Here is a 12,040-nt window from a genome sequence, read left to right on the forward strand (position 1 = left end):
TACGCGCCCGCTGCACGGCGGGCGGGCGCGTGCCGGGCGTCAGGGCCCGGCGGGGCACATCTCAGACCGGCAGGCGGAAGCTCAGAGCTTCGGCAATATGCTGGCGCATCACACGGTCTTCGCAGGCCAGGTCAGCAATTGTGCGCGCCACCCGCAGCACCCGGTGATAGCCGCGTGCGCTTAGGCCAAAGCGCTCAGCAGCACGGATCAGCAGTTCGCGGCTTTCGCTGTCCGGGGCTGCGATCTGTTCCAGCACTGCGCCTTCGGCGTCGGCGTTCTGGCGCAGGCCCGGGTGATCGGCGAACCGCGCGGCCTGCATCTCCCGCGCAATGGCTACCCGCTGCGCCGTTTCGGCTGAGCCGCCAATGCTGGGCGGCAGTTCCAGGGCCGCCACATCCACCTGCGGCACGTCCAGATGCAGGTCAAAGCGGTCGAGCAGAGGCCCGGATATCCGCCCCAGGTAATCCGCACCGCAGACGGGGGCGCGGGAGCAGGCCCGGTTCGCATCCGCCAGATAGCCGCATTTGCAGGGATTGGCTGCAGCCACCAGCATGAAACGGCTGGGGTATTTGATGTGAGCGTTGGCGCGGGCCACCATCACCTCGCCGGTTTCCAGCGGCTGACGCAGGGTTTCCAGCACGGAACGGCCAAATTCCGGCAGCTCGTCCAGGAACAGGACACCATTGTGGGCGAGGCTGATTTCACCTGGCTGCGCCCGCCGCCCGCCGCCGGCAATTGCTGCCATCGAAGCGGTGTGATGCGGCTCGCGGAAGGGGCGGATCCGGCTGATGCCGCCTTCCTCAATCAGCCCGCACAAGGAATGGATCATTGAGGTTTCCAGCGCCTCGGCCGGTGACAGCGGCGGCAGGATCGAGGGCAGCCGGGCCGCCAGCATCGACTTGCCCGAGCCAGGCGGGCCGACCATAAGAATGTGGTGCCGCCCGGCGGCTGCAATCTCCAGCGCCCGTTTGGCCTGCTCCTGGCCCTTAACGTCCCGCAGGTCCTTGCCGCCATGGCTGCACACCGCCACACCGGGGGTTGAGGGTTCGATGCGCCGCTGGCCGGTGAAATGCTGCACCACTTCAGTTAGCGCGGCGGCGCCAATGACCTGAGCCGCATCAACCCAGGCAGCCTCCGGTCCTGAAAGTTTCGGGCACAGCAGCATCCGGTTTTCTTCCGCTGCAGTGACCGCAGCGGGCAAGGCGCCGGTGACGGGCATCAGCTTGCCGTCCAGCGACAATTCTCCAAGAGCGATGGTTTCTTCGGCCTTTTCTGCCGGGATTATGCCGATTGCTGCCAGCAGGGAGAGCGCAATGGGCAGGTCGAAGTGGCTGCCTTCCTTGGGCAGGTCAGCGGGCGACAGGTTTACGGTGATCCGGCGCGACGGCAGCGCTATGGACATTGCTGCAAAGGCGGCCCGTACTCTCTCCCGCGCCTCGGAGACGGCTTTGTCCGGCAGGCCAACCACGGAAAAGGCAGGCAGACCGGGGGCGACGGCGCATTGCACCTCGACCACGCGGGCCTCAACCCCTTGGAATGCTACGGTGTAGGAACGTGCTGTCATTTCTCCCAGCCTCCTGCGGTTCTGGGAGAAATGCTTGGCAATCGTGGTTTCCGAGTCGTTAACGCGGGCTGCGGCCAGAAGCGAATTCACGCAGAATTCGCGCTGGCGCGCGTTTTAATCCAGCATCCAGGGGCGCCGCGGCAGGTCCCGTGCGTAAGGCTCCGGGTCATAGCTGACCTCATGCGCCTGCTCTTGCCAGCGCAATACCGCCGGGTCTGAGAGCAGCAGTTTGCAATAGGCCCGGGTTGCGGCAGAAACCGGCAGTCCATAGCCCATGATGCGTGCCGCCACAGGTGTGTAGAATACATCCGCCAGCGAATAGGCGCCGAACAGATAGCCCTCAGCTTGGCCGGACAGATTACGGGCGTGCGCAAACAGCGTCTCGATCCGCTCCAGATCCGCCTTCACCGCGGCGGAAACCTCAAACCCTTCGTACATATGCGCTAGCTGCATCGGGCATTCGCCGCGCAGGGCAGCAAAGCCGCCCACCATTTCCGCCGCCAGCCAGCGGGCGGTGGCCCGAAGCGCCGGGTCTGCCGGCCACAGGCCTGCCTCGGGATGGTTTTCGGCCAGCGTCTCGGCAATGGCGAGGCTTTCGCCGATCACCGTGCCTTCGGAGGTGCGCAGGGCGGGCACCAGACGGGCCGGAGCCAGGTGCGCCATGTCCGCTGCCATGGTTCCGGAATAGAGCCCCACCATATGCACGGAATGGGGCAGGGAAAATTTCTCGAGCATGAGCCAGCCGCGCAATGACCAGCTGGAGAACATGCGATCGCCAATATAGATTTCATAAGCCATGGCAGCAGGCTACTGTCTTGTATTCCATTTCAAAATGGAATGTTTGTGATAGGTGCGTTCACGGGCGGTGATTGATCGCGCCGGACTGCCAGCCATCCGGCCCCTGTGCAACTTCGCTGACCGAAAGATTGTCGATCTTATGGCCAAAGGCTTCTTCTGCCGTCAGCACCTGCGCCCGCTGGATCTGGGTCAGGATCTGCCCGAAATGCCCCACAACGATCAGATTGCGCCCCCGGTGCGCTGCAATCAGCCCGTCAATGGCGGCATCCACACGGGCACAAACCTGGTTCCAGCTTTCGCCGCCGGGCGGGGTCACATCGCCGGGTGTTTCCCAATAGGCGCGGATGCGCTCGGGATCCTCGGCATCGACCTCGGCCCAGGTCCTGAGCTCCCAGGCGCCAAAGTGGATCTCGCGCAAGGCTTGCACATGTGGCAGGCGGTCCCGGCTGCCTTGGATGGCGGTAGCGGTGTCTGCCGCCCGGGACAGGTCCGAAGAGACCACCAGCGCGTCGGCGGGCAGATAGGCCGACAGGCGCTCCAGCGCGGCAGTATCTGACAGATCAGCAGGCAGGTCGGACCAGCCAACCATGGATTTGGCATGGGTCGGCCCGTGCCGGATCAGGTACAGCCGGGTGATCATAGCGCCCCCTTCAGAACCAGCGGCAAGCCCGCGGTGACCTGCACCACGGTGTCCGCCCGCGCAGCGAGTGCGATGTTGAGCCGCCCCTGCGCCTCGCGGAAGCGGCGTGCCAGCTTGTTCTCGGGCACGATGCCGAGGCCGGTTTCGTTGGAGACAATCACCAGATCCGCCTTGCAGCTTTCCATGGCCGACAGCAGTTCCGTTTGCGCAGCCTCCAGATCATGCTCTGCCAGAAGATGATTGGTCAGCCACATGGTGGCACAGTCCATCAGGCAGATTTGCCCCGGCCCCAAGGGCGTCAAAACGCTGGCAGCGGTTTCTGGCTCCTCAACAGTGGCCCAGCCGGCACCCCTTTGTTGCAGATGTCGGGACACTTTTTCGCGCATTTCAGCGTCAAAAATCTGTGCAGTTGCCCAGTAAACTCTGTCTTTTCCAGTGTTTACGCAAACCTGCTCGGCAAAGGCCGACTTGCCCGAGGCGGCCCCCCCCAGAATAAAAGTTACATTTGCAGGCATTTTTTGCTAACCTGTAAGTACCGAAGCCGTTCCTGTGGGTAACCGCAGGGCCCGGTGAAGACAAGAGACCGCAGTGTCCCGGGGTTCCAATTTTTAAGGCCGGGAAAGTCTGCGCAGGGGCCAAAACACATTTTTTCTTTAGCGGTTTTGGCCCGAGGATGGGCCAAAAGCCATATCCTGCGCTGATGCTGCGGGCCTGCGGAAGATCCGGGCCCCCAATTGTTCCAAACGCGTCCCCAGGCGGCAGTTTGTTAATTAGTTTCCGGGGGGAAAACACATGGCACTTGATCATACACTCGAAAACCCATTGCCAAGACAGGCGATGAAGGCGGAACTGCTGGATGCAGAAACCGAATTGCGCCTGGCCTATGCCTGGCGCGACGACCGCGACGTGAAGTCGCTGCACCGTCTTATCAACGCTTATATGCGCCTGGCGATTTCCATGGCGGCCAAGTTCAAGCGTTACGGCGCGCCGATGAATGACCTGATCCAGGAGGCCGGCCTTGGCCTGATGAAGGCTGCCGACAAGTTTGATCCGGACCGCGGGGTGCGGTTCTCGACCTATGCGGTCTGGTGGATCAAAGCGTCGATCCAGGACTACGTGATGCGCAACTGGTCGATGGTGCGCACCGGCTCGACCTCGTCGCAGAAATCGTTGTTCTTCAACATGCGCCGGGTGCAGGCGCAGCTGGAGCGCGAGGCGCGGACGGCTGGGATGCGGTTGGACCGCCATCAGCTGCATCAGAAGATTGCCTCTGAAATCGGCGTGCCGCTGCGCGACGTCGAGATGATGGAGGGGCGTCTGTCGGGGGCGGATTTCTCGCTCAACGCGGTGCAGTCCACCGACGAGGAGGGCCGCGAATGGATCGACGCGCTGGAGGATGACGCCACCCAGGCCGAGGAACTGGTGCAGGAGCGCCATGACCGCCGCCAGCTGCGCAAATGGCTGGTGTCGGCGCTGCAGGCGCTGAACGAGCGCGAGCGCTTCATCATCACCGAGCGCAAGCTGCGCGAGCGGCCGCGCACGCTGGAAAGCCTTGGCACAGAGCTGGGCCTCTCCAAGGAACGGGTGCGCCAGCTGGAGGCGGGTGCCTTCCAGAAAATGCGCAAATGCCTTGAAAGCCAATCGCGCGAGGTGCACAGACTGCTTTCATGAGAAAGCGGTTTCAAACTCTGAAAATGATCGCAAGCGCCGCCGTTCTGGCGGCGCTTTGCCTGTCCGGTGCCCGGGCTGAAGGATTGCAGGCAGCGGTCCAGGCCATGCGCGGCGCGGACGTGATGGTTCTCGGCGAGGTGCATGACAACCCGCAGCACCACTTGAACCAGGCCGCACTGCTGCAGGCGCTGCAGCCCAAGGCCGTGGTCTGGGAGATGATCACCCAGGCGCAGGCGGCCGGGCTTGATACGGGCAGACTGGATGAGCCTGCCTATGTGGCCGGGCAATTGGACTGGGCGCAGTCCGGCTGGCCGGATTTCAGCCTCTACGCACCGGTCTTCGCGGCCGCCAATGGGGCCCGCCAGTATGGTGCCCTGGTGCCGCGTGCCGAGGCTTCCTCGGCGCTGCAGCAGGGCGTGGCTGTCTATTTCGGCCCTAAGGCTGCGGCCCGGTTCGGCCTGGACCAGCCTCTGCCCGCAGCCGAACAGGCAGCACGCGAGGCAGACCAGCTGGCCAATCATTGCAATGCCATGCCTGCGGAAATGCTGCCGGTGCTGGTGGATTTCCAGCGGCTGCGCGACGCGGCGCTGGTGGCGGCTGCAGAAGCGGCGCTGAAGGACACCGGCGGCCCGGTGGCGGTGATCACCGGCAATGGGCACGCCAGAAGCGATCGCGGGCTGCCGGTCTATCTCGCCAAGGCGCGCCCGTCCCTGACGGTCGTGAGCCTGGGGCAAAGCGAGGGCGGCAGCATTTCAGGTGTCTTTGACCGTGTTCTCGACTCCGCGCCAGTGGAGCGCCCGGACCCTTGCCTGGCCTTCAGAAACAGCGGCTGAAAGCCTTGGGTACCCCCGCAAGCGGGCTGCTTTTGCGCGCAACCGCGCCGGGCGCAGCCCGGCGCCCGGCCCAACGCCGCCAGGGGCAGGGGCCTTAGCCCGTGCCGCGCGGGGGCGGGAGGAGCCGCTGATACCGGGATGTATGACTGAGCAGGATGGGAAAACCGTTTCCCTCTGCCGCTGCAGCGCAGTAAAGTCGCCTGAATCCGGGAGCAAGCTGGGGCAGGGGTGCAGAAATGCTGGCTGGCAAACATATTCTTCTGATCATCGGTGGCGGCATTGCGGCCTATAAGTCGCTGGAGCTGATCCGGCGCCTGCAGGACCAGGGCGCCCGTGTGACCCCGGTATTGACAAAGGCCGGTGCAGAATTTGTCACGCCGCTGTCGGTTTCGGCGCTGGCCGGAACTGCGGTGCATCAGGAGCTGTTCGACCTGACCTCCGAGGCGGACATGGGCCATATCCAGCTGTCGCGCAGCGCCGATCTGCTGGTTGTTGCCCCGGCAACGGCGGATCTGATGGCCAAGATGGCGCAGGGGCACGCCAATGACCTCGCGTCGACCTTGCTGCTCGCCACCGATACTCCGGTCTTGCTGGCGCCTGCAATGAATGTCCGCATGTGGGAGCATCCTGCAACCCGGCGCAATGCCGAGACGCTCAAAGGGGATTGTGTTTCCTTTGCAGGCCCCAACGAGGGCAGCATGGCTTGCGGCGAATTCGGTCCGGGCCGGATGGCCGAACCCGAAGAAATTCTCGCGGCCATTGCCGCCAGGCTCACGGACGGCCCGCTGAGGGGCAAGCGCATACTTGTCACCTCCGGCCCGACCCATGAGCCGATCGACCCGGTCCGCTACATCGCAAACCGTTCCTCCGGGGCGCAGGGGGCAGCAGTGGCCCGTGCTCTGTGCGAAGCGGGGGCTGAAGTGGTATTTATCACGGGCCCGGCAGCGGTGCGCCCGCCTGAAGGGGTGCAGGTGGTGGCTGTGGAAAGCGCCCGCGAAATGGAGGCCGCGGTGCAGGCGGCGCTGCCAGCGGATGCTGGCGTCTTTGCCGCCGCGGTGGCGGATTGGCGGGTGGCCAGCGCCTCGGACCGGAAGCTGAAGAAATCCAAGGACGGGCTGCCGGTGCTGGAGTTCGCCGAAAACCCGGACATTCTGAAAACCGTCTCGCAAATGAAAGAAGGCCGCCCGGGGCTGGTGGTCGGCTTTGCTGCGGAAACCAACGACGTGGTGGACAACGCCACCGCCAAACGCAAGCGCAAGGGCTGTGACTGGATCGTCGCCAATGATGTTTCGCCCGGCACCGGCATCATGGGCGGCAGCGAAAATGCGGTGACCCTGATCTCGGAAGACGGGGCTGAGGAATGGCCGCGCATGGGCAAGGATGAAGTCGCCCGCAAGCTGGCCGAGCGGATCGCTGCGGCGCTGGCCGGCTGAATTTGAGTATTTCCGGAAAGATGAAAGAGGAACAGTGATGGTTGTCATCCGTGTGATCCACGATGAGGGCGCGGACCGGGATGTGCCGCTGCCCTCTTACGAGACGTCCGGCGCGGCGGGTGCGGATATCCGGGCCAATTTCCCGGACCGGGAGACACTGACGCTGGCCCCCGGTGCAAGGATGCTGGTGCCGACAGGGCTGCGTATCGAAATCCCCGCAGGTTACGAGGTGCAGATCCGGCCCCGGTCCGGCCTGGCGCTGAAACATGGCATTACCCTGCCCAACACCCCGGGCACTATCGACAGCGACTACCGCGGCCCGCTGGGGGTGATCCTGCTGAATGCGGGGCAGGAGCCCTTTGACATCGCCCATGGCGACCGCATCGCCCAGATGGTGGTGGCGCCGGTGCTGCAGGCGCGGTTTGAGCTGGTAGGTGCGCTCTCCGGCACGGCCCGCGGCGCGGGCGGTTTTGGCTCCACCGGCAAAGCCTGATGCTGCGCATCCTCTTTCTCGCGGCGCTGGTCTGGTGGGGCGGGCGCTTCCTCGGCCTGCCGCGCAATCTGCGCATCGCCGTACTGGCGGTGCTTTTTGCAGCGGTGATCACGGTTCAATTGACCCTGCCCGCGGGGCACCCGCTGCGCGAAGGCACCGGCGGTTCTGTGTCCTCGTGGCTGCTGCTGGGCGGCTTGGCGCTTGCGGCCGGGTTTTATGCGCGTATCGTGGCGTCTCTGAAATCCCGCGCCCAGCCTCAGGACAGCCCGATGAGCCAGCCCGCCAGCACTTTCACCGAAACCGAGCTTGACCGCTATGCCCGCCATATCGTTTTGCGGGAACTGGGCGGACCGGGGCAGAAGAAGCTGAAAAAGGCCCGGGTTCTGGTCATTGGTGCAGGCGGGCTGGGTGCGCCAGCCTTGCAATATCTGGCGGCGGCCGGAGTCGGGATCATTGGCGTCGTCGACGATGATGTGGTCGACAATGCCAACCTGCAGCGCCAGGTGATCCACCGCGACGAGGATATCGGCAAGCCCAAGGTGTTTTCGGCTCAAGCTGCCATGGAAGCGCAGAACCCTCACGTCGAGGTCCGCCCCTACAACCGCCGGCTGACCGAAGATATCGCAGCCGGGCTGTTTGCGGAGTATGACCTGATCCTCGACGGCACGGATAATTTCGAAACCCGCTACCTGGCCAACCGCACGGCGGCGGCGTTGGGGAAGCCGCTGATCTCCGGAGCCTTGTCGCAGTGGGAAGGCCAGCTCAGCGTCTTCAACCCGGCCAAAGGCGGCCCCTGTTACCAGTGCATTTTCCCGGAAGCGCCGGCGCTGGGCCTTGCTCCCAGCTGTTCCGAGGCGGGCGTGATCGGTCCGCTGCCCGGCGTTGTCGGTTCGATGATGGCCGTGGAAGCGGTCAAGCAGATCACCGGTGCAGGCGCAGTGCTGCGCGGCGAGATGCTGATCTATGACGGGCTCTATGGCGAAACACGGAAAATCCGCCTGTCCCCCCGCGCGGACTGCCCGGTCTGCGGCGCAGGCTGACCGGAGTGTCCGGCGAATCCGCCGCGCGCCGCCAGGCGCGCGGCCGGGCCCAACGCAGGGACGGGCATCTTTGATGCACGCGCCCGGGGGCGGGAGAGCTGCGCGGTTACAGAACCCGGTCGAGATCGGCAATCAGGTCTTCTGCATCCTCCAGGCCGGTTGACAGGCGGAAAATGCCGTCGCCCGCATAGGCGCGGTAGTCCGCCTCCTGTGCCGGATCCAGGCGGAAGGAAGTGTCCATCAGTCCTGCCGTTTCCATCCAGAACACCAGTGAGCGATGGTGGCCCAGCGACACCGCATAGTGAATGACTTGCAGCTGCTCGATCATTTTCTGAGCCGCAGCCCGGCCCGCAGCCACATCTCCTACCTGAAAGGCAATCATGCCCGAGGTATTGGACATCTGCGTCTGCACCAGTTCCCGCTGCGGATGCGAGGCAAGGCCGGGATAGATCACCCGGGTGACCCGGGGATGTGCCTCCAGCCATTCCGCCACCGCCTGGGCGCCTGCCTCATGCGCCTTCATCCGCAGGGGCAGCGTGCTCATGCCGCGGGAGATCAGCCAGGCGTTGAATGGCGACAGAACACCGCCGTGATGGATCGCAGCCTCCAGCCGCATCTTTCCGATCAGTTCGGCAGAACCAGCGACCGCCCCGCCCACTGCATCGCCATGGCCGCCGATGTACTTGGTGATTGAATGCATCACCAGATCAACCCCCAGCGCCTGCGTGTCCATCCCCAGCGGCGAGGCAAAGGTCGCATCGCAGCTCAGCAGGGCACCGCCGGAATGGGCGATGTCTGCAACGGCCTTCAAGTCCGTCAGCCGCAGGATCGGATTCACCGGGCTTTCCGAATGGATCAGCTTGGTGTTGGGCCGCATTTCGGCAGAAACAGCTTCCAGATCCGACAGGTTCACGGCAGAAACCTCGATCCCCATCCGCGGCAGCGTGTCCCGCGCCAGCTCAGCAACGCCGGCATAAGACACATCCGACACGATCACATGGTCGCCAGCTGACAGGAACGTCAGGAAGATCGCCGCCGCCGCCGCCATACCCGACGCGGTGCACAGGCAATCTTCGGTCCCTTGCAGCGCAGCAATCTTTGCTTCCAGCGCGGCCACATTCGGATTGCTCCAGCGGGCATAAAGATAAGCCGGATCTTCACCAAGGTCATGCGCCGAAAACCCGGCAACATTCTCTGTCACAAAGGTCGAGGACATATGCAGCGGCGGTGCCGAAGCGCCGGTGGCCGGATCCGGTGCCTCTCCGGCATGGATCGCGGTGGTTTGAATGCCCTTGTAGATGTCGCCCTTGGCCATCGAATCCTCCTGAAGTTCTGCAAAATCTGGACAGTTCTGTACGGGCTTTGCAAGCCCAATTGCAGCGCCCTGGCTTTCCCGTTAGCGTTCCCGGCAAAGGAGACCCGTATATGTCCAATCCGCTTCTGTCCCGCTGGGACACGCCGTTTGAAATTGCCCCGTTTGCATCCATTTCCGATGACGATTTCGCACCTGCGCTGGAGCAGGCGCTGCAGGACCACAACGCGCAGATCGACGCCATTGCCGGCAGCACCGAGGCGCCAGGCTTTGCCAATGTGATCGAAGCCCTGGAAACCCCGTGCCGCGCGCTGGAGCAGGTGCTGGGCGTGTTTTTCACCGTGGCTGGCGCAGACAGCAATCCTAAGCGGGAAGAACTGCAGCGGGAATTTTCCCCCAAGCTTGCTGCGCATTTCTCCGCCATCACTGCCAACAAGGCGCTTTATGCCCGGGTCAAGGCGGTCTGGGAGCAGCGCGAAGACCTGGACCTCACGGACGAGCAGCAGCGCGTTCTGATGCTCACCCACCGCGGCTTTGTCCGCGGCGGCGCGGCGCTGGAGGGCGAAGCTGACACGCGGATGCAGAAGATCAAAGGGCGTCTGGCGACGCTCGGCACTGAGTTCACTCAGAACCTGCTGGCGGACGAGCGTGAGTGGTTCTTGGAACTCACCGAGGATGACCTGGAAGGCCTGCCGGAATTTGTGGTGAGTGCTGCCCGCGCGGCCGGCGAGGAGAAGGGCAAGGATGGCCCGGTGGTTACCCTGTCCCGCTCGCTGATTACCCCGTTTCTGCAGTTCTCCCCGCGCCGCGATCTGCGCGAGAAAGCCTTCAACGCCTGGGCTGCCCGCGGCGCCAATGGCGGGGATACTGACAATCGCGCTATTGCAGCTGAGATTCTGGCCTTGCGGGCGGAGCGCGCACAGCTTCTGGGCTATAAGAATTTCGCAGCCTACAAGCTGGAAACCGAAATGGCTAAGACGCCGGAGGCGGTGCGCGGCCTCTTGATGGACGTCTGGGGGCCGGCCAAGACCCGCGCCGATGCGGATGCCCAGGTGCTGACGGCCATGATGCAGGAGGATGGCATCAACGGCGATTTGGAGCCCTGGGACTGGCGCTACTATGCCGAAAAACGCCGCAAGGCCGAGCATGACCTGGATGAAGCAGCGCTGAAACCCTACCTGCAGCTTGACCGGATGATCGAGGCCAGCTTTGCCTGCGCCAACCGTCTGTTCGGGCTGGAGTTTGCACCGCTGGATGTGCCGCTCTACCACCCCGACTGCCGCGCCTGGGAGGTGACCCGGAACGGACAGCATGTGGCGGTCTTCATCGGCGACTATTTCGCGCGCGGCTCCAAACGATCCGGCGCCTGGTGCTCGGCGATGCGGCAGCAGGCGAAATTCCCTGAGGTGCAGGCACCGGTGGTGATCAACGTCTGCAATTTCGCCAAGGGAGACCCGGCGCTTCTGTCCTGGGACGACGCCCGCACCCTGTTCCACGAGTTTGGCCACGCGCTGCATCAGATGCTGTCCAACGTGACCTATGAAAGCATCTCGGGCACCTCTGTGGCACGCGACTTCGTAGAACTTCCGAGCCAGCTTTATGAGCACTGGCTGGAAGTACCGGACGTGCTGCACGAGTTTGCAACCCACGCAGAAACAGGCGAACCGATGCCGCAGGAGATGCTGGAGAAAGTGCTGGGCGCGGCCAATTTCGACATGGGTTTCCAGACGGTGGAATATGTGGCCTCCGCGCTGGTCGATCTCGCTTTCCATGACGGAGCCGCACCGGCCGACCCGATGGCAAAACAGGCCGAGGTGCTGGCAGAGCTCGGTATGCCCCGCGCCATCATCATGCGCCACGCCACCCCGCATTTCGCCCATGTCTTTGCCGGTGACGGCTACTCCTCGGGCTACTACAGCTACATGTGGTCCGAGGTGATGGATGCCGACGCTTTTGCAGCATTTGAAGAGGCAGGCGGTGCCTTTGATTCAGAGCGCGCCAAAGCGCTGGAGGAGCATATCCTCTCCACTGGCGGCTCTGTGGACCCCGCAGAGCTCTACACCGCTTTCCGCGGCCGCTTGCCTGGGGTCGAAGCGCTGCTGAAAGGCCGCGGCCTGGCTGCAGAATAGCAGGCGTCCCGCTGGGCGGTGTCTTGGAAATGGGTATTTGGGACCAGAAAGAAGCAGAAAACTCTAGCTTCTTTCTGGTCCGCAATACCCTGGGGTGAGCGCTTGCCAAGCGCAAGGGGCGAAGCCC

At 63.9% G+C, this 12,040-nt stretch carries 11 protein-coding genes; 6 read left to right on the top strand and 5 right to left on the bottom strand.

All coding sequences use genetic code 11. The annotated features are described in order from the left end of the window. Window positions 1-61 precede the first annotated feature (61 nt). From RA19_RS09315 to cobU, 4 genes are all read right to left on the bottom strand, one after another. On the bottom strand, window positions 62-1,564 hold the full coding sequence (locus RA19_RS09315) for a YifB family Mg chelatase-like AAA ATPase (protein WP_039161909.1): 1,503 nt from the start codon (window positions 1,562-1,564) through the stop codon (window positions 62-64). A 114-nt stretch (window positions 1,565-1,678) separates the two neighbouring features. Continuing rightward, window positions 1,679-2,362: a glutathione S-transferase gene (locus tag RA19_RS09320; RefSeq protein WP_039161911.1), complete on the bottom strand. Its 684-nt coding sequence runs from the start codon at window positions 2,360-2,362 to the stop codon at window positions 1,679-1,681. A 58-nt stretch (window positions 2,363-2,420) separates the two neighbouring features. Further along, window positions 2,421-3,002 (bottom strand): histidine phosphatase family protein, encoded by a 582-nt coding sequence (locus RA19_RS09325; RefSeq protein WP_039161913.1) that lies wholly within the window; start codon window positions 3,000-3,002, stop codon window positions 2,421-2,423. Next, complete coding sequence (cobU, locus tag RA19_RS09330; protein WP_039161916.1) at window positions 2,999-3,517, bottom strand: bifunctional adenosylcobinamide kinase/adenosylcobinamide-phosphate guanylyltransferase; 519 nt, start codon at window positions 3,515-3,517, stop codon at window positions 2,999-3,001. The genes RA19_RS09325 and cobU overlap by 4 nt, the downstream gene beginning before the upstream one ends. A gap of 277 nt (window positions 3,518-3,794) precedes the next feature. Between cobU and RA19_RS09335 the strand changes: the two genes are divergently transcribed. The 5 genes from RA19_RS09335 (at window position 3,795) to RA19_RS09355 (ending at window position 8,472) form a co-directional block, all read left to right on the top strand. Continuing rightward, on the top strand, window positions 3,795-4,673 hold the full coding sequence (locus RA19_RS09335) for an RNA polymerase factor sigma-32 (RefSeq protein WP_039161917.1): 879 nt from the start codon (window positions 3,795-3,797) through the stop codon (window positions 4,671-4,673). Then, window positions 4,670-5,506 (top strand): ChaN family lipoprotein, encoded by an 837-nt coding sequence (locus RA19_RS09340; protein WP_039161920.1) that lies wholly within the window; start codon window positions 4,670-4,672, stop codon window positions 5,504-5,506. Before RA19_RS09335 ends, RA19_RS09340 begins: the two co-directional genes overlap by 4 nt. Window positions 5,507-5,742: 236 nt before the next feature. Next, a complete protein-coding gene (coaBC, locus tag RA19_RS09345) occupies window positions 5,743-6,939 on the top strand; it encodes a bifunctional phosphopantothenoylcysteine decarboxylase/phosphopantothenate--cysteine ligase CoaBC (RefSeq protein WP_039161922.1) in 1,197 nt (398 codons plus the stop codon). A gap of 37 nt (window positions 6,940-6,976) precedes the next feature. Further along, window positions 6,977-7,432 carry a dUTP diphosphatase gene (gene dut, locus RA19_RS09350; RefSeq protein WP_039162067.1) on the top strand — a complete coding sequence of 152 codons (456 nt, stop codon included), beginning with the start codon at window positions 6,977-6,979 and terminating at the stop codon, window positions 7,430-7,432. Next, entirely contained in the window at window positions 7,432-8,472 is a 1,041-nt protein-coding gene (locus RA19_RS09355) for a HesA/MoeB/ThiF family protein (RefSeq protein ID WP_039161924.1), read from the top strand. The genes dut and RA19_RS09355 overlap by 1 nt, the downstream gene beginning before the upstream one ends. 106 nt (window positions 8,473-8,578) lie before the next feature. Here RA19_RS09355 and RA19_RS09360 read toward each other — a convergent pair whose 3' ends face one another. Then, window positions 8,579-9,787, bottom strand: coding sequence for a trans-sulfuration enzyme family protein (locus RA19_RS09360; RefSeq protein WP_039161926.1), 1,209 nt, complete (start codon window positions 9,785-9,787; stop codon window positions 8,579-8,581). A 110-nt stretch (window positions 9,788-9,897) separates the two neighbouring features. Between RA19_RS09360 and RA19_RS09365 the strand changes: the two genes are divergently transcribed. Beyond that, window positions 9,898-11,913: a M3 family metallopeptidase gene (locus RA19_RS09365; protein WP_039161927.1), complete on the top strand. Its 2,016-nt coding sequence runs from the start codon at window positions 9,898-9,900 to the stop codon at window positions 11,911-11,913. Window positions 11,914-12,040 lie beyond the last annotated feature (127 nt).

The organism is Leisingera sp. ANG-M1 (assembly GCF_000813745.1).
Taxonomy (GTDB): Bacteria; Pseudomonadota; Alphaproteobacteria; order Rhodobacterales; family Rhodobacteraceae; genus Leisingera.

Bases quoted from the DNA above. Each gene is read 5' to 3' on its own strand.
- RA19_RS09315 (WP_039161909.1), bottom strand. From the start codon at position 1,564: ATGACAGCACGTTCCTACACCGTAGCATTCCAAGGGGTTGAGGCCCGC.
- RA19_RS09320 (WP_039161911.1), bottom strand. From the start codon at position 2,362: ATGGCTTATGAAATCTATATTGGCGATCGCATGTTCTCCAGCTGGTCA.
- RA19_RS09325 (WP_039161913.1), bottom strand. From the start codon at position 3,002: ATGATCACCCGGCTGTACCTGATCCGGCACGGGCCGACCCATGCCAAA.
- cobU (WP_039161916.1), bottom strand. From the start codon at position 3,517: ATGCCTGCAAATGTAACTTTTATTCTGGGGGGGGCCGCCTCGGGCAAG.
- RA19_RS09335 (WP_039161917.1), top strand. From the start codon at position 3,795: ATGGCACTTGATCATACACTCGAAAACCCATTGCCAAGACAGGCGATG.
- RA19_RS09340 (WP_039161920.1), top strand. From the start codon at position 4,670: ATGAGAAAGCGGTTTCAAACTCTGAAAATGATCGCAAGCGCCGCCGTT.
- coaBC (WP_039161922.1), top strand. From the start codon at position 5,743: ATGCTGGCTGGCAAACATATTCTTCTGATCATCGGTGGCGGCATTGCG.
- dut (WP_039162067.1), top strand. From the start codon at position 6,977: ATGGTTGTCATCCGTGTGATCCACGATGAGGGCGCGGACCGGGATGTG.
- RA19_RS09355 (WP_039161924.1), top strand. From the start codon at position 7,432: ATGCTGCGCATCCTCTTTCTCGCGGCGCTGGTCTGGTGGGGCGGGCGC.
- RA19_RS09360 (WP_039161926.1), bottom strand. From the start codon at position 9,787: ATGGCCAAGGGCGACATCTACAAGGGCATTCAAACCACCGCGATCCAT.
- RA19_RS09365 (WP_039161927.1), top strand. From the start codon at position 9,898: ATGTCCAATCCGCTTCTGTCCCGCTGGGACACGCCGTTTGAAATTGCC.